General features: G+C 72.3%; 17 protein-coding genes. 7 read left to right on the top strand and 10 right to left on the bottom strand.

The genetic code is table 11. The annotated features are described in order from the left end of the window. Window positions 1–52: 52 nt before the first annotated feature. Both RT054_RS10205 and RT054_RS10200 read right to left on the bottom strand, forming a co-directional pair. Window positions 53–1,528, bottom strand: coding sequence for an NAD-dependent succinate-semialdehyde dehydrogenase (locus tag RT054_RS10205; protein ID WP_313023415.1), 1,476 nt, complete (start codon window positions 1,526–1,528; stop codon window positions 53–55). A 69-nt stretch (window positions 1,529–1,597) separates the two neighbouring features. Further along, window positions 1,598–2,857 (bottom strand): aminotransferase class III-fold pyridoxal phosphate-dependent enzyme, encoded by a 1,260-nt coding sequence (locus tag RT054_RS10200; RefSeq protein WP_313023414.1) that lies wholly within the window; start codon window positions 2,855–2,857, stop codon window positions 1,598–1,600. 146 nt (window positions 2,858–3,003) lie between these two features. Between RT054_RS10200 and RT054_RS10195 the strand changes: the two genes are divergently transcribed. Continuing rightward, window positions 3,004–3,954, top strand: coding sequence for a D-2-hydroxyacid dehydrogenase (locus RT054_RS10195; protein WP_396837271.1), 951 nt, complete (start codon window positions 3,004–3,006; stop codon window positions 3,952–3,954). 115 nt (window positions 3,955–4,069) lie between these two features. Here RT054_RS10195 and efeB read toward each other — a convergent pair whose 3' ends face one another. Genes efeB through efeU form a run of 3 tightly spaced genes read right to left on the bottom strand, consistent with a single transcriptional unit; the run spans window position 4,070 to window position 7,535 of the window. Further along, window positions 4,070–5,377, bottom strand: a complete 1,308-nt coding sequence (efeB, locus tag RT054_RS10190; RefSeq protein ID WP_313023412.1) for an iron uptake transporter deferrochelatase/peroxidase subunit — start codon at window positions 5,375–5,377, stop codon at window positions 4,070–4,072. Next, window positions 5,377–6,552 carry an iron uptake system protein EfeO gene (gene efeO, locus RT054_RS10185; RefSeq protein WP_313023411.1) on the bottom strand — a complete coding sequence of 392 codons (1,176 nt, stop codon included), beginning with the start codon at window positions 6,550–6,552 and terminating at the stop codon, window positions 5,377–5,379. Before efeO ends, efeB begins: the two co-directional genes overlap by 1 nt. Next, window positions 6,549–7,535: an iron uptake transporter permease EfeU gene (gene efeU / locus RT054_RS10180; protein ID WP_312719151.1), complete on the bottom strand. Its 987-nt coding sequence runs from the start codon at window positions 7,533–7,535 to the stop codon at window positions 6,549–6,551. Before efeU ends, efeO begins: the two co-directional genes overlap by 4 nt. A gap of 259 nt (window positions 7,536–7,794) precedes the next feature. Here efeU and RT054_RS10175 point away from each other — a divergent pair, with 259 nt between their 5' ends. Next, the gene (locus RT054_RS10175) at window positions 7,795–8,385 is read left to right on the top strand and encodes a GtrA family protein (RefSeq protein WP_312719152.1); all 591 of its coding nucleotides are present in this window, start codon (window positions 7,795–7,797) and stop codon (window positions 8,383–8,385) included. 70 nt (window positions 8,386–8,455) lie between these two features. On the opposite strand, the gene RT054_RS10170 is transcribed toward RT054_RS10175, so the two are convergent. Continuing rightward, window positions 8,456–9,043: a hemerythrin domain-containing protein gene (locus RT054_RS10170; protein WP_312719153.1), complete on the bottom strand. Its 588-nt coding sequence runs from the start codon at window positions 9,041–9,043 to the stop codon at window positions 8,456–8,458. Window positions 9,044–9,146: 103 nt separating this feature from the next. Between RT054_RS10170 and RT054_RS10165 the strand changes: the two genes are divergently transcribed. Further along, a complete protein-coding gene (locus tag RT054_RS10165; protein WP_313023410.1) occupies window positions 9,147–10,127 on the top strand; it encodes a DMT family transporter in 981 nt (326 codons plus the stop codon). Here the strand turns inward: RT054_RS10165 and RT054_RS10160 are convergent. After that, window positions 10,115–11,404 (bottom strand): alpha-amylase family protein, encoded by a 1,290-nt coding sequence (locus tag RT054_RS10160; protein ID WP_313023409.1) that lies wholly within the window; start codon window positions 11,402–11,404, stop codon window positions 10,115–10,117. The two genes, RT054_RS10165 and RT054_RS10160, sit on opposite strands and share 13 nt — an antisense overlap. 175 nt (window positions 11,405–11,579) lie before the next feature. Between RT054_RS10160 and RT054_RS10155 the strand changes: the two genes are divergently transcribed. The 4 genes from RT054_RS10155 (at window position 11,580) to RT054_RS10140 (ending at window position 17,318) form a co-directional block, all read left to right on the top strand. Next, complete coding sequence (locus RT054_RS10155) at window positions 11,580–13,160, top strand: DUF2254 domain-containing protein (protein ID WP_313023408.1); 1,581 nt, start codon at window positions 11,580–11,582, stop codon at window positions 13,158–13,160. Continuing rightward, a complete protein-coding gene (locus RT054_RS10150) occupies window positions 13,157–14,068 on the top strand; it encodes a mechanosensitive ion channel domain-containing protein (RefSeq protein WP_313023407.1) in 912 nt (303 codons plus the stop codon). The genes RT054_RS10155 and RT054_RS10150 overlap by 4 nt, the downstream gene beginning before the upstream one ends. 11 nt (window positions 14,069–14,079) lie before the next feature. After that, window positions 14,080–15,180: a hypothetical protein gene (locus RT054_RS10145; protein ID WP_313023406.1), complete on the top strand. Its 1,101-nt coding sequence runs from the start codon at window positions 14,080–14,082 to the stop codon at window positions 15,178–15,180. Window positions 15,181–15,365: 185 nt separating this feature from the next. Continuing rightward, window positions 15,366–17,318, top strand: coding sequence for a PhoX family phosphatase (locus tag RT054_RS10140; RefSeq protein WP_313023405.1), 1,953 nt, complete (start codon window positions 15,366–15,368; stop codon window positions 17,316–17,318). A gap of 137 nt (window positions 17,319–17,455) precedes the next feature. On the opposite strand, the gene RT054_RS10135 is transcribed toward RT054_RS10140, so the two are convergent. From RT054_RS10135 to RT054_RS10125, 3 genes are read right to left on the bottom strand one after another with little or no spacing between them, the layout of a single operon-like run. Next, complete coding sequence (locus RT054_RS10135; protein WP_313023404.1) at window positions 17,456–18,460, bottom strand: NAD-dependent epimerase/dehydratase family protein; 1,005 nt, start codon at window positions 18,458–18,460, stop codon at window positions 17,456–17,458. After that, window positions 18,457–21,267, bottom strand: coding sequence for an alpha/beta fold hydrolase (locus RT054_RS10130; protein ID WP_313023403.1), 2,811 nt, complete (start codon window positions 21,265–21,267; stop codon window positions 18,457–18,459). The genes RT054_RS10135 and RT054_RS10130 overlap by 4 nt, the downstream gene beginning before the upstream one ends. After that, entirely contained in the window at window positions 21,264–22,286 is a 1,023-nt protein-coding gene (locus tag RT054_RS10125; protein ID WP_312722361.1) for a 3-oxoacyl-ACP synthase III, read from the bottom strand. The genes RT054_RS10130 and RT054_RS10125 overlap by 4 nt, the downstream gene beginning before the upstream one ends. Between the last annotated feature and the right edge of the window lie 223 nt (window positions 22,287–22,509).

Here is a 22,509-nt window from a genome sequence, read left to right as displayed (position 1 = left end):
GGATGTCTCTCCGCCGCGCGACTCGCCGCCCTGTGCCTCGGCCAGGCGGGCCTCACCCACGGGGCATCGCGAGGTACTTCGTCTCGAGGAACTCCTCGATGCCGACGCGGCCGCCCTCGCGCCCGAGGCCGGACTCCTTCACGCCGCCGAACGGCGCGGCCGGGTTGGAGACGAGGCCGGTGTTGAGGCCCAGCATGCCGACCTCGAGGCGGTCGGAGAGGCGGAAGCCGCGGTCGACGTCCTGGGTGAAGACGTACCCGACGAGTCCCCACGGGGTGTCGTTCGCGAGCCGGAGGGCCTCCTCCTCGGTGTCGAACGGGATGACCGGGGCGACCGGCCCGAAGATCTCCTCACCCATGAGGTCGGAATCGGGCGAGACGTCGGCGAGCACGGTCGGCGGGTAGAAGTACCCGGGCCCCGCGGGCACCTCGCCGCCGCAGAGCACCCGCGCGCCCCGGTCGAGAGCGTCGGTGACGAGGTCGGTGACCTTGGTGCGGGCCTTCTCCTCCACGAGCGGCCCGACCTGGGTGCCCTCGGCCATGCCGTCGCCGACGACCAGGGCCGACATCCGCTCGGCGAGGCGGCGGGAGAACTCCTCGGCCACGCCACGCTGCACGAACAGGCGGTTGGCGGCGGTGCACGCCTCCCCCATGTTGCGCATCTTCGCGACCATCGCCCCCTCGACGGCCGTGTCGAGGTCGGCGTCGTCGAAGACGAGGAACGGCGCGTTGCCCCCGAGTTCCATCGAGGACCGCATGACGTGCCGGGCCGCCTGCTCCAGGAGCCGCACGCCGACCGCGGTCGACCCGGTGAAGGAGACCTTGCGCGCGAGACCACTGTCCATCCACGGTTCGACGACCGAGCCCGCGTCGCTCGTACAGACGACGTTGAGGACACCGGCGGGCAGCCCGGCCTCGGCGAGGATCTCGACGAGGGCGAACGAGCTGAGCGGCGTGAGGTGCGCGGGCTTGAAGACCATCGTGCAGCCCGCGGCGATCGCCGGGCCGATCTTGCGGGTGCCCATCGCGAGGGGGAAGTTCCACGGCGTGACGAGCACGCACGGCCCGACCGGTTCCTTCGTCACGATGATCCGGGTCCTCCCGTCGCCGCTCGTCGTCGCGTCGCCGCCGATGCGCACGGCCTCCTCGGAGAACCACCGGAGGAACTCGGCCGCGTAGGCGACCTCGCCCTTGGCCTCGGCGAACGGCTTGCCCATCTCGGTCGTCATGATCGTCGCGAGGTCGTCCTGACGGGCCATGACGAGCTCGTAGGCGCGGCGGAGGATCTCGCTGCGCTCCCGGGGTGGCGTGCGACCCCAGCTCTCCTGCGCGCGGGCGGCGACCTCGATCGCACGGCGGGCGTCGGCTGCGCCGCCGTCGGCGATCGCGGCGATCACCTGCCCGGTGGCAGGGTTGACGACGTCGGTCGTCGCCCCGGAGGCCGCGGGCCCCCACGCGCCGTCGATGAACAGGCCGGTGGGGACGGCGGCGACGGCCGCGGGAATCGTCGGGCTGGTGGGGGTCGTCATCGCGTGTCCCTTCGTGACGTCGGGCGCCGGGCGTGGTGGATCGGTGGGGCAGGAGTGGGGGGCCGTCGCTCAGGCGGCGGCGACGACCTCGGCGACGGCGGCGGCGAACCGCTGCACGCCCGTGTCGATCTCGTCGTGGGTGACGACGAGCGCGGGGATGAGCCGGACGACGTTGCCGAGGGGGCCGCACGTGAGGGTGAGCAGCCCGTGACCCGTCGTCGCCTGCTGGACGGCGGCGGCGGTGCTGGCGTCGGCGCTGCCGTCGGGGGCGGTGAACTCGATGCCCATCATGAGGCCGTGACCGCGCACGTCGCCGATGACGGGGTGGGCGGCCTGCACCTCACGGATGCCCGCGAGCAACTGCTCGCCGCGCTGCCGGGCGTTCTCGACGAGGTTCTCCTCGCGGATGACGTCGAGGGTCGCGCACCCGGCCGCCGCGGCGACGGCGTTGCCGCCGTACGTGCCTCCTTGCGAGCCGGGCCAACCCTTGCTCATGAGCTCGGTGGAGGCGGCCATCGCGCTGATCGGGAACCCCGAGGCGAGGCCCTTGGCGGTGAGGAGCACGTCGGGGGTGATGCTCGAATGCTCGTGCCCCCAGAACCGGCCCGTGCGCCCGCAACCGGCCTGGACCTCGTCGACGACGAGGACGATCCCGTGGCGGTCCGCGCGCTCGCGCAGCCCCTCGAGGAACGCCGGCGGCGTCGGGATGTACCCGCCGTCCCCGAGCGCCGGTTCGATGAGGAAGGCCGCCGTGTCGGCGGGACTCGTGCGGGTGGCGAGCAGGTAGTCGAGCTCCCGGAGGCAGAACTCGACGGCCGTCTCGACGTCGCAGCCGTAGCGGTAGGCGTAGGGGAACGGTGCCATGTGGACCCCCGCCATGAGCGGGGAGAACCCGGCGGAGAACTTCGTGCCCGCCGTCGTCATCGTCGCGGCGGCGACGGTGCGGCCGTGGAATCCACCCTGGAAGACGACGACGTTGGGTCGTCCCGTCGCCATGCGTGACAACCGCAAGGACGCCTCGACGGCCTCGGAGCCGGAGTTCGCGTAGAACACCGAGTCCAGCCCGGCGGGCAGCACCTCGCCGAGTTTCTCGGTGAGCTCCAGCAGGGGCGGGTGCAGCACGGTCGTGTACTGGGCATGGATGACCCTGCCGACCTGCGCGCGGGCGGCCTCGACGACGCGCGGATGGCAGTGGCCGGTACTCGTCACGCCGATGCCGGTCGTGAAGTCGAGGTACTCCTCGCCGTCGGTGCCGTGGATCCAGCTGCCGCTCGCGTGGTCGACGACGACGGGGGTCGCTTGCTTCAACAACGGGCTGAGGGAGGTCATGTCCCGATCCTCGCGACCGCTTCTGCAGATTGTCAACAATCTGCGGGTATGCCTACAGTGCGAGGGTGAGCAGTGCAGATCGGACCCCCACGCCCGAGACCGCCCCCACGGCGACCGCGAGCGCCGACGATCGGCGCCGCGTCGTCATCCTCACCGCCGAGGGCACACCGGCGCCGACGAACCTTGCCACCCTGCGCGAGCTGGCCGAGGTCACGGAGACGGAGGCCGCCGGCCTCGCCGACGCCCTGCCCGGCGCCGAGGTGCTCTTCATCTGGGACTTCTTCTCGGGAGCCCTCGCCGACGCGTGGCCGGCGGCCGACTCCCTGCGCTGGGTCCACGTCGCGGCCGCGGGCGTCGACGCGATCCTCTTCGATGAGCTGAGGACCTCCGACGTCGTCGTCACCAACGCCCGCGGCGTGTTCGACGCGCCGATCGCCGAGTTCGTCGCCGCCTCCGTCCTCGCCCACGACAAGCTCCTCCACGAGAGCAAGGCACAGCAGCGCGCGGGCGCCTGGCAGCACCGGGAGCCGCGTCGCACCGCCGGGTCGCGGGCGCTCGTCGTCGGGACCGGTGGCATCGGTCGGGCCTGCGCGCGACTGCTGCGCGCGCTCGGCATGGAGGTCCGTGGCGCGGGACGCGTCGCGCGGGAGGACGACGCGGATTTCGGCACCGTGGTCGTCTCCGACGACCTGGTCGCGCACGTCGGCGACGTCGACCACCTCATCCTCGCCGCCCCGCTCACCGACCGGACGCGGGGCCTCGTCGGACGTGAGGTCCTCGCGGCCCTGCCCTCCCACGCCCATCTCGTCAACGTCGGGCGCGGGGCGCTCGTCGACGAACCGGCGCTCGTCGACGCCCTGCGCGCGGGTGCACTCGCCGCGGCGAGCCTCGACGTCTTCGCCGTCGAACCCCTCCCCGCCGACCACCCGTTCTGGTCGATGCCGACCGTCCACGTCTCGGCCCACATGTCCGGCGACGTCGTCGGCTGGCGCGACGCCCTCGCCGGGCAGTTCGCCGACAATCTCCGCCGCCACCTCGCCGGCGAGCCCCTGGCGAACCCGGTCGACAAGACCTCGGGCTACGTGCCGGGGAGCTGACTCTCCACCGTCGGCGCAGGATCGCCGCGAAGGACGCAGGCGAGGATGCGGTGAGGTGGCCGCCATCGCGACCCTCGGCTCACATCCTTGCCTTCATCCCTTGCCTGCTCGCGCGTCAGGCGAAGAGCCCCTGCCCGACGAACTCCCCCGGGGCTGCGCCGGGCGGCACGGCGAACAGGCCGGAGCCGCGGTGTTGGAGGTACTCCATCATGAGGTCGCTCTTCGCCATCCGGGTCTGCATCGGGATGTACTGCCGCGCGGGGTCGCGCACGAACGCGATGAAGAAGAGCCCGGCGTCCATCCGCCCGAGATCGTCGTTGCCGTCGGTGTAGTTGTAGCCGCGGCGCAGGATCCGCACCCCGCCGTTGCGGCTCGGGTGGGCGAGCGCCACGTGGGAGTCGGGGTGGATGAGCGGCTCGCCGCCCCGGCCGGTGAGGGTGAAGTCCGGCGCGGTGAACTCCGCCCCGCCCGACAGGGGCGCCCCGGCCGGGCGATCGCGACCGGTGATCCGCTCCTGCTCGCGCATCGAGGACCGGTCCCACGTCTCGAGGTTCATCGCGATGCGGCGGGCGACGAGATAGGAGCCGCCCGAGAGCCAGTCGGCGCGGGGGTCGTCCCCGGGCGCGACCCACAGGTGACGGTCGAGCTCGGCGGGCTCCTCGGCCTTGAGGTTGGCCGTGCCGTCCTTGAACCCGAAGAGGTTGCGGGGCGTGGCCTGGCTGGTCGAGGTCGACGACGTCCGCCCGTACCCGAGTTGGCTCCAGCGCAGGGCCGCCGTCCCGAACGCGATCCTCGCGAGGTTGCGCACGGCGTGGACCGCGACCTGAGGATCGTCGGCGCACGCCTGCACGCAGAGATCCCCGTCGCTGCGGGCCGCGTCGAGGTTGTCGGCCGGGAAGTGCGGCAGGCGCCGCAGCAGCGCCGGACGACGGGCGGCCAGACCGAATCGGTCTGCGCCCGAGGCGTCCTCGAAGAGGGTGGGCCCGAAGCCGACGGTGATCGTCAGCCGGGAGGGCGGCAGCCCCTCGGCCTCGCCGGTGTCGTTCGGCGGCGAGTCGTACGACGTCGGATCCCCGCCGACCGGACGCCCCGCGGTCATCGCCGCCGCGGCGGCCGTCCACGCGGTGAGCAGCGCGACGACGTCGTCCCGCGAGGTCGTCGTCAGGTCGAAGGCGGCGAAATGGAGTCGGTCCTGCGCCGGGGTGACGATGCCCGCCTGGTGCGCACCGTGGAACGGGTACGCCTCGGGCGGGGAGTCCGGCGTGGGCCCCGGGGGGCCCGCCTCCGGTGCGGCGGCGACGAATCCGGCGGTCCCCGCCGCGAGCCCGGCGCCGGCCAGGCCCGCGAGGAGTCCCCGCCGACTCACCCCGTCGCGAGTGCTCGCGTCCCGGCGACGACTCCCCTCGCCTGCGTCCCTCGTCATCACACCACCGCGGCGGTGAGCTTGCTCAACGGCTCGCTCAGCGCGTTGACGGCGTCGGACAGCTCCTTGACCTGCGCCTTGGTCAGCTCGTCGTAGGCGACGAACCCGTCGCCCTCGCGATGCCGGTCGAGCAGCTTCTGCAGCGAGGACATCCGCAGCTGGATCTGGGAGTCGAGCGCGGGGTCCTTCTTCTTCAGGATCGGGCGCAGCCCCTCCCAGGCGACCCGGGCACCGTCGACGTTGGCCTGGAAGTCCCACAGGTCGGTGTGGCTCCAGACCTCCTCCTCACCGGTGACCTTGCCGGTCGCGACCTCGTCGAGCAGGGACTTCGCGCCGTTGCCGATCTGGTCGGTCGTGAACGTCATCGTGCGGGTGCGGGAGTACAGCTCGTCGGTGTCCTCGACGAGCTGGTCGCCCATCGCCGCCCGCTGGGCCTTCGTCAGCGGCGTGTGGCCCGTCTTCGGCGGCCACAGGTCCTTCTCAATGACGTGCCAGCCGGTCCACGTCTGCCCCGGTTCGAGGTCGGCCTCGCGCAGGTCCATCTTGGGGTCGAGGTCACCGAAGCTCTCGGCGACCGGCTCGATCCGCTCCCAGTGGACGCGGGCCGGTGCGTAGAGCGCCCGCGCCTCCTCGTCCTTGCCCGCCTTGTAGAGCGCGACGAACTGCTCGGTCTTCTCCTTGAGCTGCTCGGTCTGATCCTTGACGTACGCGGCGTACTGGGTGTTCGCGGTGGTGACGAGTTCGGCGTCGGCGCCCGTGGCGCTCATGTCCTGACCGGAGTCGGTGACGGTGAACGGCGAGCGGATCCCCTCCCCGACCATCCCCGGCTTGCACGCGGTGACGTAGGAGCCCGGGACCGCACGCACGACGAGGTCACGGGTGAGGCCGGGGCCGATGTTCTCGACCTCGCCGACGATGCGCAGGCCGTCCTCGGCGAGCAGGTAGAACTCGTTGACCTTCGAGCCGTTGTTCGTCACCGAGAACACGAGGTTGCCCGAGGGCGCCTCGTTCGCCGAGACGCCGCACTCGCTGTCGGTGGCGACGACCTGCAGCGGGCCCCCGTTCGTCGCCGACGACGACGCGGTCGGGGAGTTGTCGGTGCACCCCGCGAGGACGGCGGAGGTGAGACCGACGACGCCGAGGCCGGCGACGAGGCGGTGGGTGCTGCGGTTCACGAACGAGCTCCTTCGGAGGCGATGGTGGTGGTGGATGCCGTGGGCGTGGTGGAGGCCCTGGGCGCGGCGTGCGCCGTGGATGGCGTGTGCGCCGAGGGCGCGACCGCGGTGTCGGTGGTCGTGATCGGGGTGGGCGCGACAGCGGGCGCCGTCGCGGGCCGCGGTGGGGCGGGGCGGCGGATCTGCCGGAGGAAGAGGGCGAAGACGGGCACGACGTAGGCGATCCACACACCGACCTCGAGCCTCGTCATCACGGGTGCGAGGTTGAGCGTGCCCTTGAGCAGTGCGGCGACCCACCCGTTGGGATCGAGGACGTGACTCACGTCGAAGGCGACGTCGTGCAACCCGGGGAGGATTCGCGCCTCCTGCAGGTCGTGGACGCCGTAGGAGAGGACGCCCGCCGCGATGAGGATGAGCAGTCCTCCCGTCCAGGCGAAGAACCGGCCGAGGTCGAGCCTGAGGACACCGCGGTGGACGAGGGTCGCAATGGCGACGGCGGTGAGGATCCCGAGGAGCCCACCGAGCAGCGGCGCGGTCGTCGAGGCGTCGTCGCGGGCGGCGGCCTGGGTCGCGGCCCACAGGAACAACGCGGTCTCGAGGCCCTCACGTCCGACCGCGAGCATCGCCATCACGACGAGCGCGCCGCGACCTCCCTGCGCGGCCCGGTCGACCGACCCCCGCAACTCCCCCGACAGGGTGCGGGCGGAACGGGCCATCCAGAAGATCATCCAGGTGACGAACCCGACGGCGACGATCGAGAGCGCGCCCCCGATCGCCTCCTGCGCCTCGAACGTCAGCCCCCTCGGGCCGAAGGTCAACACGGCGCCGAAGCCGAGGGAGATCGCGATCGCCGCCGCGACCCCCGTCCAGATGGCCGGCAACAGCCGACGTCGATCGGTCTTGACCAGGTAGGCGACGAGGATGACGACGACGAGCGACGCCTCGAGGCCCTCACGCAGGCCGATGAGGTAGTTGGCGAACACGGGCACTCGATTCGACGGGGTGGGAGGGAGGGCGGACGGCCGAACCACAGCCCGCCCATCCGCTTAGGTCGCCCTAACCAAGGGCCGCCTTACCTTACGCACACATGCCGCGCATCGTGCAAGGTGCACCCGACCCCGTCCAGCCCACATGGAGCCGGGGCCGGTAGCCTGCACGTCGATCCCCGGTCGCCGGAGGACGGCCGGGGCGGCGCACCCACGGACCGTCGCCCTCGACCGCCGCCCACCCCGAGGAGCTCCGATGCCCGCACACCGCCTGACCGTCGGTCACCTCGGCGAGATGGTGCGGTTCGCGCTCGTCGGCGGGTCGGGGTTCTTCGTCAACCTCATCGCCTTCGTCGTGATCCACAAGCTGCTCCCCGCCGACCCGCAGGACGTCCTCGTGCCGCTGTGGCCCACGGACTTCAACATCCGGTGGATCCACGCGTTCTCGTTCTTCTCGTTCGTCGTCGCCAACCTGTGGAACTTCGAACTCAACCGCGTCTGGACGTTCCGCGCGGGCGAGCGGACGAGCCGCACCCGGTTCACGCGCTTCTTCCTCGTCGGGTTGCTCGCCCAGCTCATCGGTTCGGTGATCCTCACCCTGCTGACGAACCCCTACTCGCCCCTCGTGCTCGACCCCGCGTTCTTCGACGGGTCCTCCGGTCTGCGCACGCAGAGCTACTGGGCGCAGCTCATCATGATCGTCTGCGTGACCCCGCTGTCGTTCCTGTTCAACCGGTTGTGGACCTTCGGGGACTCACGCGTGCGCTCGACCTCGGCCGTGCCCGCCGGGCGGCGGGCGGGGACGACGCGGGATGCCGCCTACGACCGCGCCGAGGACGTGGCCTGACCCTCACCACGCCGATCCCGGCGGGCCGGGGAACGGTGCGCCCGGCCACGAGGCGCGGCCGGACGCCACGTCATTCGGTCTCGCTCGCCCGCAGGGAGGTGTCGGGCAGTTCGGCGTTCGCGTCGTCGGCCCCGAGCGAACCGTCCTTCTCCGTCTCGACGTAGGTCTCGGGGTCGCGGTTCGTCGGCTCGATCCCCTCGGCCGCCGACAACGCCATGTCGCGGAGCATCTTGATCGCGAGTTCGTGCCGCAGCTCCAGGCTCGCCTGCTGACGGAAGTCGGCGAGGTCCTGCCGCTCCTCCTCCCCCATGTGCCTGCTGTTCGCGACGTTCGCGTCGACGACCGCCGTCCACCACTCCTTCGACCCGACGCTCGCCTTCTCGGCCCTGCTCACGGCGTCGCGGATGCTGTTGTGGTCGCCGATGGCGTCCTCGACCTCGTCGTCGACACCGCCGGCGTCGGCGCCGCCCGTGCCGAGGGCGAGCAGCTGGGGGTAGAAGTGCTTCTCCTCGGCGAGGGCATGGGTCTCGAGGAGGATCGCGAGTCGCCGCCAGATCGCCGCGAGCCCCTCGTGGTCGTCCCGCGGCCACTGCTCGAGGATCGCGAACTCGGTGCGCTGCTCGTCGTGCTGACGCTGGATGACGTCGCAGATGTCCATGGGTCTCCTCCTGGGGGCCGGCGCGGGGCCGGCGGTGGTCCGGTCGCTCAAGTCAGTCAGATCCGGCGCCTCCTCGCCAGTCGGCGACTCCTACGATGCGACCATGACCCCTCGGTTCCGCGGCAACCTGCTCCTGCTTCTCACCGCCGCGATCTGGGGATTCGCGTTCGTCGCGCAGCGCATGGGCGCCGACCACATGGGCGCCTACGCGTTCAACGCCTCCCGGTTCGCCCTCGGGTCGGTGTCGCTGTTGCCGGTCATCGTCGTCGTCAACCGGCTCCGTGCCAGGGGCACGCTCGCCGCCGCGCCCGGAGGAACGTCCCGCGAGCGCACGGTCGCGGCCCTGCGTCCCGCGATGATCGCCGGCAGCGTCCTGTTCGTCGCGTCCTCGTTGCAGCAGTACTCGCTCAACTGGACGACGGCGGGCAAGGCGGGCTTCATCACCGGCCTCTACATCGTGCTCGTGCCCATCCTCGGCATGTTCCTGCGGCACTCGACGACGGTGACGACCTGGCTCGGGGCGTTCCTCGCCGCCGGCGGTCTCTACGTGCTCTCCGTGCGGGAGGGGTTCACCCTCGCCCCCGGCGACGGGTTCGTCCTCGTGAGCGCGGTGTTCTGGGCGACGCACATCCTCCTCGTCGACCGGTACACGAGCCTGGACCCGCTGCGCTTCTCGGCCCTCCAGTTCGCCACGACCGCACTGCTCAGCCTCGGCGGGGCGCTGATCTTCGAGCGGCCCGAGCTCTTCGCGGGACTGCCCGACGCGCTCGCGCCGGTGTTCTACGGCGGCGCGTTGTCGGTCGGGGTCGCCTACACCCTGCAGGTCTTCGGGCAACGGGACGCCCGCCCGGCGGCGGCCGCGATCATCCTCTCCCTCGAGGCCGTGTTCGCGGCGATCGGCGGGATCCTCATCCTCGCCGAGCCGCTCACCTGGCGGGAGGCCACCGGCTTCGGACTCATGCTCGCGGGCATCCTCGTGAGCCAGTGGGCGGGGCCGGCGCCGACCTCCGGCCCCGCGGGTGCCGTCCCCGAACCGGTCGACGCCGACGGACACCCGATCCCGCCGGAGCCTCAGCCCCGGTAGGAGAACAACTCCTCGCCGCGGGCGCCGCGCACGAGCACCGCCGGCGGGGTGAGGCGGAGCTCGACGACGATCTCCTCCCCCGGCGAGCCATGGCGGGCGCGGGAGGCGTACACCAGCCGGTCGTTGGTGACCTCCCGCGTCGTCGTGACGGCGTCGACGAGCCAGGGGTGACGACGGCGCAGGCCCACGAGGCGCTGGTGGAGCTCGTACATCCACCCACCGAGACGCAACTGAGCCGGCGACTCCGGGAACACCGGACGCACCTGGTCGTCGCCGCTCCACCCCTCGGTCTTCTCCCCGGCGAAGGCGTACTCGTCGCCGTAGTAGACCGAGGGGATGCCCGCCACGGTGAACAGGATGCTCGCGGCGAGCACGGCGAGGCGCTCGTCACCGACCTTGGTCGCGATGCGGGTCGTGTCGTGATTGCCGACGAAGGTCTGCGGCACGAAGGTCTGCGTGAACTCCTCGTGGCGGGTCAGGGACCAGGCGAGTTCGTGGAAGTTCACGTCGAGCAGGCTGCTCCAGATCGCCTTCCACAGCTCGTACTGGGTGAGGGAGTCGATGGTGCTGCGCCGCACGATATCGACGTAGTCGCCGTGGATGACCTCCCCGAGGAACCAGGCCTGCGGGAAGGACTCGCGCACCCGGGGCAGGACGCGGGCCCAGAACTCCGGAGGCACGGCGTAGGCCGCGTCGAGGCGCCATCCGTCGACTCCGCGACCCAGCCAGTGGAGCATGACGTCGACGACGAGCTGCTCGACGGCAGGGGAGGAATGGTCGAGGGAGACGAGACCACCGTGGCCCTCGAACGTGTCGTACTCGGGCTCGACACCGGGGGCCCAGGCCTCCGGCCCGCCGGGCCAGGTGAGCCGGAACCAGTCCGCCTCCGGCGCCGACGGACCCTCGCCGAGGACCCGCCGGAACGCGGGGTGCTCCCGGCCCACGTGGTTGAAGACGCCGTCGAGGACGAGCCGGAGCCCGGCCTCCTTCGCGGCGGCGACGAGCGCGTCGACGTCGGCGTCGTCCCCGAGGCGCGGGTCGAGGCGGAGGTAGTCCACGGTGTCGTAGCCATGACTCGTGGAATCGAACATCGGCCCGAGGAGCAACCCCGAGCACCCCAGCTCGACCGCGTGCGGCACCCACGAGGTGAGGTGGGGCAGCCGGTGATCGACCTCCCGGGAGGTGACGTCTCGGATGGGTGCGCCGGTGAACCCGAGCGGATAGACGTGCCACCAGATCGCGTGATCGGTCCAACCGGGGCGGGATGTTCGATCCATGGAGGCAAGCATCGCAGGAGCGACCGCCCGCCGGAGCCCCGGGCACGAACCCGAGCTCGCCGGTCCCGCCCCGGGCGCACGAGCCGCGCACGTCCCGGTGTCCCGGCCACCCTCGAGCACGGGCGCGACCTGCGGGGATGACCCACCATGGGGACACCGACGAGAAGAGGACCAGATGACGCGCACCTCACACCCGGACCGAAGGAACGGCGACCACCGCGTCGACGCCCGCCGCGAGGACGACGACGGCTCCGGCCGCGGTGGCGGCGACGACGACCGTCCGTCGATCGAACGGCGTCGGGGGGATGTGAGAGCCGCTCGCCGGCCCAGCCTGTGGACGCGGATGTGGCGGCCGTTCTGGGCCGTCCCCGTCGCCGCGGTGCTCTTCGCGGCGATCGCCGGGGTCGTCGCTCCCCACGTCGAGCGCCTCATCCTCGAGCGGGTCGGCGACGTGGCGTGGTGGCTGTTCGGTGGCAGCGCGGACAGCGCGAGCGACATCCTCTCGACGATCGCGTCGGCGATGATCTCGGTGACGGGTCTCGTCTTCTCCATCACCCTCGTCGTGCTCCAGCTCGCCTCGAGTCAGTTCACGCCCCGTCTCGTCGGGGTGTTCCTCGCCAGCCGCATCGTCCAGGGCACGCTCGCGGTCTTCATGAGTTCGTTCGTCTACGCGCTCACCGTGCTGCGGTCGGTCCGCACCGAGGACGCCGCGACCGATGTCTTCGTCCCCCGGGTGTCCGTCACCCTCGCGCTGCTCCTCGTCCTCGCGAGCATGGGCGCCTTCCTCGCGTTCATCCACCACGTGACGAGTTCGATCCACGTCGGGACGATGATCTCGAGGGTCGGTGATCGGACCATGCGGGTCGTCGGCGACACCTACGCCGAGACCGACGTCCAGGGCGGTGGACCCACGTGGTCCCCCGCGCCCGGCACGCCGCGGCGCGCGATCTCCGTCGGCGATCGGCACGGCCGCGTCACCCACGTCGACCATGTCGGCCTGGCCGAGCTCGCGGCCGAGAGCGATGTCGTCGTCGTGCTCGACGTCCTCATCGGTGACTTCGTCCCCGACGGGGCCGTCATCGGTCACGTGTGGGGTCCGCTTCCCCGTGGGGGCGACGCCGACGCCGAGGGCGACGGACACGAGGGGCACCTCGAGGACGGCACGGGCAGCGAGGGCTCCCCCTACATCGCGGACACCGAGAACACCGGCCCGCACGAGGACGCCGCCCGCACCGACGACGATCCCGACGGGAGGGACGGACGCGACGACGGGGTCGACGACGGCTCCGACGACGAGGGCGACGACACCGCCGCCGAGGTCGGCGAGAAGGTCGCGAGGGCCGTGTCGCTCGGCACCGAGTCGGACCTCGACGACGTCGGCTTCGGGCTCCGCCAACTCATGGACATCGCCGAGCGGGCCCTCTCGCCGGGCATCAACGACCCGACGACCGCCATCCAGGCGATCAACGAGATGCACCGCGTCCTGCGCCTCCTCGTCCAGCGCCTCACCCCCAGCGCGTTCATCACCCACGACGGCGTGGTGAGGGTCGTCCACCGCCCCCGCACGGTCGAGGACTTCCTCCAGTTCGTCATCCCCGAGGTCGCCTTCCACGGCGCGCAGACCGCGCGGATCCCCTCGGCACTCGAGAGCGTCCTCACCGACCTCCGGGAGGTCGCCCTCCCCCGCTATCACGCCGTCATCGACCGCCTTCTCGAGGCGTTGCCGCCCGATCCGCTCAAGGAGGGCACGCCGTGAACACCCCCAACCCCAACCCCTTGGGGATGCCGCAGGTCACCGCCGAGAACGTCGTCTACGCCCTCATCGCGCTCACGATCGCCCTCGTGCTCGCCGTGGTCGTGCGGCACCTCGTCAAGGCGGTGCTGCGGTGGAGGGGCCGCGGCCCGAGTTCGGCGGAGGTGTTCGCCCGGCTCTCCTCGTGGGCGCTCGTGTTCGTCGGCATCGGCGCCGCGCTGACCGTCCTGTTCCCCAGCGTCCGACCCGTCGACATCCTCGGCGGCGTCGGCGTGGTCTCGATCGCGGCCGGTATCGCCTTCCAGACCGTCCTCGGCAACATGTTCGCGGGCATCGTCATCCTGGCCCACGACCGGTTCCGCGTGGGCGACCAGATCCAGGTCGAGGACCACCGGGGGCAGATCATGTCGATGCGCCTGTCCTCCACGACGATCCGTACGTTCGACGGTCGGTTGCTCGTCGTTCCCAACTCGGTGCTGCACTCCGAGATCGTCACGGTGCAGACCGGGTTCGAGGCAGTGCGATCCTCGGTCCCCCTCAGCCTCGACATCGAGGGGGACCCCACCGAGGCCTGCCGCGTCGCCGTCGAGGCGATGACCGGGCTCGGTGAGGTGATGGAGGACCCCGCCCCGCAGGCCCTCCTCGACGGCGTCGAGGCCGGCTCGGTGCGCCTCGAGTTGCGCTTCTGGTCCGGCGCGCGGCAGCTCGAGACTCGGGAGGCCCGACACGCCGTCATCCGGGCCGTCCTCACCGCCCTGCACGAGCACGACATCGCCCTCGGGTCCGACAGCATCACCCTCGAACCGGGCCCGGTGCTCACCGACCTCGTCCTCGACACGGCGCCCGGCGCCGCGTCGACCGGCATGACGCGCCGAGACCTCGCCGACCGCCGACGACGCGGTCGGATGTGACGATGGGGGTCATGATCGGCGCCGACGTCCTGGACGAGCTCTACGCGGCCGACCCCCCGGACTTCGTCGCCACCCGAAGTCGACTCGCCAAGGAGGCCCGCGAGGCCGGTGATCGGGAGAGCGCGGCGCGGATCGGGTCCCTGCGCAAGCCCGGGGTCGCCGCGTGGGCGGTCAACCGGCTCGTTCGCGACCGGCCCGTCGAGGTCGAGGCGCTCCTCGACGTCGGGAGGCGGATGCGCGAGGCGCAATCCCGACTCGACATGTCCCGGCTCAAGGAGCTGAGGGCCGATCGCGAGCGCGTCCTCGAGTCCTTCACCCGCGCCGCCCGGTTCGTCGCCGACTCCCACGGCCACCCCCTGAGCGTCGACGCGGCGGCCGGCGTGCGGTCGACGGCCGTCGCCGCCCTCGCCGACGAGGCCGCCGCCGACGCCGTCGCCGGTGGCATGCTCGTCCGCACCCTCGACTACGCCGGGTTCGGCGAGGTCGACGTCTCCGACGCCGTCGCCGAGCGGGTCGTGCAGGCCTCGCGCCCGGCCTCTCCCCGGGGGGAGGTCGAGCCACGGACCCACGACGACACCGACCGCGCCGACGACCCCACCGACGCCGCGCGCGGGGCGGAGGCCGCAGACACGGAGGCCGGGGAGGCGCGCAACGCGGAGGCCGAGGGCGCAGCGACATCCTCGGCGGTCCCGTCGTCGTCTTCGGCACCCTCGAGCCGAGGACCGTCGAGCCGGGCGACATCGCGGCCGGGGGCGTCGGGCCGGCAGACGTCGGACCGGAAGGTCGTGCAGGCCGAGGCGAGTCGGCGCCGACACCTCGCGCGATGCCGGGAGGAGCTCGACCGCACCGACCAGGAGCTCGCCCGGGCCTCGCTCGTCGAGGCCGAGGCACGGCGGTGCGCGGAGAAGGCGTCCCGACGGCGCGACGAACTGGCCCTCCTGCTGCAGACGGCCGAACAGGAGGCCGACGCCGCCGCCCGTGCCGCGACCGAGGCCACGGGTGAGCGTGAGGACGCCGCCCGTGCACACGCGCAGGCGCGTGCGGCCCTGGACGCGGCGGTCGCCGAGCCGTCCGTCGAGGGCACGCTCGGTGAGGCACCCGCCTCGCGCTGACGTCGGCGGCCACCCGGGCCGAGAGGGACGGTCGCCGGGCCACCGGCGCGTCACCTCGGCGCCACCGTCCGTTCGTCCGAACGGTCGTCCGGTGTCACCCCCGATCCGTAACGTCCGACCGCGAACGGGTGAATCGGGGCTACCCGCGCTCGTTTTCGCCGCACCCCCGACACCGTGAGGTCCTCATGAGCGAGCAACTCGACCGCGACGACATCGTCACCAACCCGAGCGGCAACCGGCACCTGCGCGACGTCGTCGCCGCCGACGTGTCCCGTCGCCACGTCCTGGGGGGATCGCTGGGAGTCGCCGCCGTCGCATTCCTCGCCGGCGCACCCGCCGCCCAGGCGTCGCCTCCCGCGGCCACCACGACCGACGTGGTCGCCGGCAAGGGTGGCCGTCGTCGTCCCCTCATGGGGTTCGCCGCGATCCCCGTCAGCACCGACGACGACGTCCATGTCCCCGAGGGCTACACCGCCGACGTCCTCATCCCGTGGGGGACACCGGTGCACTCCGACGGCCCGCGCTGGAAGAAGAACGCGTCGAACTCCAGCCGTGAGCAGGCCGTTCAGGTCGGCTACAACCACGACGGCCAGCACTTCTTCCCCTTCGACACCCGCGGCCGCATGAAGAGCCGGGGAGGTCGTCACGACGACCACGGCGCCGGCCTGCTCGTCCTCAACAACGAGTACACCGACCCCTCGCTCCTCACGACCGACGGCATGGAGAAGGTCACCCTCGAGAAGGTGCGCAAGCACCAGCACGCCGTCGGCGTCACGGTCATCGCCATCGAGCAGAAGAAGGACGGCGGCTGGACGCACACCGACTCCGCCTTCAACCGCCGCGTGCACGCCAACACCCCCGTGGTGTTCTCCGGTCCGGCGGCACGCGACCCCCGCCTCCAGGCGAAGACGCCCTCTCGAGGGACGATGGCCAACTGCGCGATGGGCGACACCCCGTGGGGCACGTACGTCACGTGCGAGGAGAACTGGGCCGACTACTTCGGCTCCGCCGACACCGCCCACACGCCCACCGAGGAGAAGAAGCGGTACGGCATCGAGCCCGGTGCCTCGTTCTACTCGTGGGAGAAGGCCGACGCCCGCTTCGACACCGACAAGGACCCCAACGAGCAGTACCGCTGGGGATGGTGCGTCGAGATCGACCCGTTCGACCCCGACCACACCCCCGTCAAGCGCACCGCGCTCGGTCGCGTCAAGCACGAGAACGCCCACTTCTCCACGAGCCGTGGCCGTGTCGTCGCCTACACCGGCGACGACCAGAACGGCGAGTACATCTACAAGTTCGTGAGCCGTCGGCCGTGGCGCGTCGCCCGCGGCATGGGCCGCTCGCCCCTCGACGAGGGCACGCTCTACGTCGCGAAGTTCCACGAGGACGGCACCGGCACGTGGCTGCCCCTCGTGTTCGGCCAGGGTCCGCTCACCGAGAAGAACGGCTGGAAGGACCAGGGTGACGTCCTCGTCCGCACCCGCCGCGCCGCCGACGCCGTCGGGGCCACCCCCATGGACCGCCCCGAGTGGATCAAGGAGAACCCCCTCACCGGTCAGCTGTACGTCACCCTGACGAACGGCACCTCCGGCCCCACCCCGGCCAACCCGCGCGAGAAGAACGTCTACGGCCACATCCTCCGGTGGACCGAACGGCACGATGACAAGACCGGCACGGAGTTCGACTGGGACATCTTCGTTCTCGCGGGCGACCCGACGAAGGACCCCGCCGTCGACATCAACGGCGACGCGTTCGGCTCCCCCGACGGTCTCTACTTCGACCCCGAGGGCCGGCTGTGGATCGCCACGGACGTCTCCAACAGCAAGCAGCTGCTCAAGGAGTACGAGAACCTCGGCAACAACGCGATGCTCTGCGCCGACCCCCGCACCCGCGAGATCCGCCGGTTCCTCACCGGCCCCAAGGGCGCCGAGATCACCGGCATCACCGGCACCGCCGACCGCCGCAACCTGTTCGTCAACATCCAGCACCCCGGCGAGGCGACCAAGGCGATCGGTGAGCCCACCCCGGCCGCGCCGCAGGCCGTGTCCTCCTGGCCCGACCACGACCCGGCCGGTCGTCCCCGTTCGGCCACGGTCGTCATCCGGCGCAAGGACGGCGGCATCGTCGGCACCTGACCCGACCGACCACCCCCACCACCCCGCCCTCCGGTCCGGCAGGAAACCCCGATGACGTCATCCGGTCTCGGGTCCGCCGGTCGGGGGGTGGGGGAGGCGGGTGCGGATGACGGGGTCCCCGGGTCAGGATCCCCGGTTCAGGCGTGGGCGGCGGCGAGGCGGCGGAAGCCCTCGTCCAGGCTCACGCGGGGGGTCCAGCCGAGGGCCTCGCGGGTGCGGCGCTGGTCGAACCAGTGCGCGGTCGTGAGTTGCTCGACGAGGAAGCGCGTGAGGGGTGGGTCGGCCCCGTCGACGGTGCCGATCCGCTCCCGCACCGCGGTCACCGCGTCGACGGCGCTACCGGCGACGTAGGCGAGGCGCGTCGGGATGCGCGTGGGTGCGGGGTCGGCGCCGCCGGCGCGGGCCCAGGCGGCGAAGACCTCCGACACCGGCCGGGGCTCGCCGTTCGTCACGACGAAGGACTCCCCCCGCACGTCCGTGCACCGATCGACAGCGGCGACGAACGCGTCCACGGCGTTGTCGACGTAGGTGGTGTCGACGAGAGCGGCGCCCGAGCCGATGACCGGCAACCGCCCCTCCTGCGCCCGCCGGATGACGCGGGCGACGAGCTGGGTGTCCCCGGGCCCCCACACGAGGTGCGGACGCACGGCGCAGACCGCCGGGCCCACCCCGTCACGGGCGTTGCGGGCGTCGGCGGCGAGGGCGATGCGTTCGGAGAGGGCCTTGCTGCGGGCGTAGTCGCCGCGGGCCCGCTCGGGGTCGGCGGGGCCGGCGCCCTCGCCGACGATCGAGTCACCCGCGTGCGCGACCGACGGGCTGGAGGTGTGGACGAAGCGCGGCACGTCGTGGCGCCGCGCCGCGTCGAGGATCGTGCGGGTGCCGACGACGTTGACGCGGACGTAGTCCTCCCAGCGGCCGAGGACGTTGACCTTGGCGGCGAGGTGGACGACGGCGTCCTGGCCGGCCGTGGCGCGGGAGAGCACCTCGGGGTCGACGAGGTCTCCGAGGACCTCCCGGAGGCCGAGGTCGGTGAGGCCGCTCGGGCGGCGCTGCAACACCGTGACGTCGTCGCCGCGAGCGGCGAGCGCGCGGGCCACGCCGCCGCCGAGCATGCCCGAGGCGCCGGTGACGAGGACCTTCATCGCTCGATCCTTCCGCTGAGGATCTCGGCGGCCCAGTCGGCGAGCTCGGCGCGGTCGATCTTGCTCTGGTGGCGGATGTCGACGGGCATCGAGGTCCGCACGAGCACGGCCGCGACCGGGAGGTCCGTCGACTCGCGCACGGCCGAGGCGAGGTCGTCGTCGGCGAGGACCCGGGGTGCGCTGCGGGCCGCGGCGACGTGGCTCGCGAGGGATCGCAACGCACCGAGCCGGAGGACGCCGCCGGGACCCGTCGCCCCGGCGGTTGCGCCGGCGGTCACCCCGTCCGCGGACTCCTCGCCGCCGGTCGCCTCACCCTCGAGCGTGACGACGACGACGATCTGCTGGACGCCCACGGGACCGACACCGACGACGGCGGCCGAGGCCACCTGCGGCAGCGCCTCGACGCGCTGTTCGAGCCCGACCGGGGTGACCGGACCCTGCGGGGTGTGGACGACGTGGACGCGGCGCCCCTCCACCCACAGGCGTCCGTCGGCGTCGAGGTGCCCGACGTCGCCCGTGCGGTGCCACCCGAGCGGGTGACGCTCGGCGGCGTGGGTCGTCGCCCACAGCTGGTCGTAGCGGTCGAGCATGTGCGGGGCACGCACGCAGATCTCTCCGACGACCCCCGCGTCGCTCGTCAGCGGTCCATCCTCGCCGTCGTGGTCGGCCGGGAGCGGCGCGACGGCGAGGGAGACCCCGACGATCGGGCGGCCCACGCACACGCCCTCGTCGGGGCCCGTGAGCGACTCGATCTCCTCGAGGGTGATGTCGGAGACCGGGAGGCACTCGCTCATGCCGTACGGCGTGTGCATCTCCGCGCGGGGCATGAGGTCGTCGCGGAGCGCCCGCAGGAGGGAGGCCGGCACCGGGGCGCCGGCGGACATGAGGACCTCGATGCGTCCGAGCGCCTCGCGCTGGGCCGAGGTGACGTCGCCACCGTTGCGGAGCACGTTGCGCAGCGCGGCGGGTGAGGCGAACACCGTCGTGGCCTCGGCGATGCGGACCGCGTCGGCGAGGGCGGCGGCGGTGAGGGTCGCCGGCGCCGTCACCTTCATGTCGGGCGCGATGCCGGCGACGCCGAGCGCCGGGCCGTAGAGGGCGAACGGCGCGAACGCCGCGACGAGGCGGCCCCCGGGGCGCAGCCCGTAGATGTGCCCGAAGCCCCCCACCTGGGCCCGGATCTGGTCGACGGTGTAGACGACGCCCTTGCTCGGGCCGGTCGCGCCGGAGGTGTAGAGCACGGCGGCGTCGGAGTCCCCCGTGAGCACCTCGGGCATGACGGCCCCGGCGGCCTGCAGGGCACGCCCGCGCTCGCGGAGTTCGCCCATCGAGGAGTCGACGGACAGGGCGCATCGGACGCCGGTCGAGACGTCACCGGCGACGATCCGGCGACCGGGGACGCGCATGAGCGGCAGGGCAGGCAGTGCCTTGGGCATCGCGACGACGTGGTCGGTGCCGGCGCCGCGCAGGGCGCGCCCCATGCCGCCGATCCCGAGTCCGGCGTCGGCGACGACGATGACCGCGCCCGCACGCCAGCAGGCGTAGACGGCGGTGGACAGGTCGATCCCGGGCTCGACGAGAAGGCCGACCCGGTCACCGGGGCGCACCCCGGCGTCGCGGAGGCCGAGCGCGACGTGCTCGACGGCCTCCTCGAGCTCGCCGAAGGTCACCGACGACGTCGTCTCCCCGTCGTGGATCTCGGCGACGCACAACGCGCCGGGCTTCTCCCGGGCCATGCGGGTGAGTCCGGCCCAGGGCCGGACCGAGGTGCCCACGGCGAGGTCACTGCCGGTCGGCCGGGGCGCGGCGGCGGGGTCGTCGGCATGCGGGACCTCGCCGTCCACCCGAGCGGTGATCCACGTGGCGATGTCGGCGGCGGCCCGCGGGGCGTCCTCGACGACGAGGTGGGACGCGCCCTCGTAGCGGTGGACGTCGGCGTGCGGGAGGCGACGCCGCAGGTCACGAAGGTGCTCCTCGGAGAACACCGGGTCCTTGGGTCCGCGCAGGAGCAGCGCCGGCACGGGGTCGACCTCCTGCCCGAGTGCCACGAGACCGGCGGCGAGACCCGCCATCGTCGCGCGGGTGGGGTCGCCCTCCTCGGTGGGGATGTCGGCGACGAACTGGCCGACGAACTCCCGCTCGGCGCGGGAGCCGTACGGCGCCGCATAGGCGTCACGCACCCGCCGCGGCGGGCGGGGGCTGCTGATCGCCGTCGTGCCGCGCACGAACGCCGGGGTGTCGACCGTTCCCGCGCGCAGCGTCGGCGCGGTGATCGCGAAGCGCAGGGCGAGGGGCAGCCCCTCGTCGAAGTCGTGCCAGACCGTCGTGTTCGCGAGGACGAGGCCTGCGAGCTGCGCACGGTGTTCGAGGGCCCAGCCGGTCGCGACCATGCCGCCCCAGTCGTGGCCGGCGGCGACCACCCGGGGCCCGAGGTCGAGGACCTCGGTGAGTCCGGCGAGATCGGTGATGCGCTGCTGCAGGGTCCGCGGCGAGGACAGCGACCCCCGCGGATGGTCGGAGAACCCCATGCCGAGCTGGTCGACGGCGACGACGCGCCACCCGGCGGGCGGTTCGGCGAGGAGGCGTCGCCACAGGTAGGACCACGTGGGGTTGCCGTGGACGCAGAGCAGCACGCCGTGGACGTCGGAGGCGTCGCGGTCGGCGTGCGTGTCGAGCAGGTGCCAGGTGCGCTCGACGCCGTCGGCGTCGACGGCGTCGACGAGCCGTGACCAGGCGGCGTCGAGCCCGGGGAAGGAGACGAGACGCTCCCGGAGGGCGCGGGCCCGATCGACGTCGGTCGCGATCACCAGGCGACCTCGGTGAAGGAGGTGTTGAGGCCGGAGCCGATGCCCATGAGCAGGACCCGGTCGCCCTTCGCGATCGAGTCCTGGGTCATCCCGAGGGTGAACGGCAGGGCGACCGGCCCGATGTTGCCGTAGCTGTCGATCGTGAGGGGGAACCGCTCCATCGGCAGATCGAGGGTCTTGCACAACCCCGCGATGTGCGTCGTGGAGGTCTGATGGGCGACGTACCAGTCCATGTCGTCCCAGTCCCACTCCTGCTTGGCGTCGTTCCACGCGTCGGTGGCGAGGGAGAGCCCCTCGACGAAGAGCGCCCGGCTGTCGGTGCGCATCCCGTCCATGCCACCGATGCACAACTCGTGGTGCTCGGTGCCGGCGCGGGTGATACCGCCGATGACGCGGTGCCCCTCGGGGTGGGCGTCGGTGCGGCCGAGGACGAGCCCGACCGCCCCGCTGCCGAGCGTCATCGTCGCGAAGGCGTCCTTGACGTCCTGCTTGGTGGCGCCGCCCGCACAGAGCCGCTCGATGGAGGATTCCTGCATCTGCCGCGCCCCCTCGGAGGCGACGATGAGCGCGTAGTCGATCTGTCCCGCGTCGATCATCGTGCCGACGAGTTGGAGGCTGTTGACGACCCCGAGGCAGGCGTTGGTGACGTCGAAGGCGACGCACGAGCGGGGCAACCCCAACTCGGCGTGCACCTTGGCGGAGATGCCCGGCTCGAGGTGGGGACGCGTGACGGAGGCGTTGATGCACACCCCGATGCGCGAGGCGTCGACGCCCGCGGCGGCGAGCGCCTTGGCGCCGGCCTCGACCGCGGCGTCGGTGTAGTCCTCGTCCTTGCCGAACCAGCGGCGGGCCTTGACGCCGGCCAGTCGTTCGATCTGCCCGGCGAGCATGCCCGTCGAGTCGTACACCGGCCGAAGCATCTCGTCCAGCTGATCCGAGGTGACCACCTCGGGTGCTTCGACCGTGCTCACCGACAGGATGGAGACGTTGGTGAGGCGGTACGACGCGTTCTCGCTCATGAAGGTTCCTTTCGAAGGACACCGGCGTCGGGCCGAAAGTCGCACGATCTTACCCACCGGCATCGCACACCCTCCCACGACGATCACGGCCTCGGCACATGGAGTCGCGCTCGTCGTCGGCGACGACGGAAGGGTGCCGCCATCCCCGTGGGAGGACGGGGACGGCGGCACCCGCGGAGAACGCCGAGTTCAGCAGCAGGTCAGCGGTCGGTCAAGGACTGGT

It is taken from the genome of Mobilicoccus sp. (assembly GCF_032060985.1).
Taxonomy (GTDB): Bacteria; Actinomycetota; Actinomycetes; order Actinomycetales; family Dermatophilaceae; genus Mobilicoccus.
This window is presented reverse-complemented; position numbering and strand designations above follow the sequence as displayed.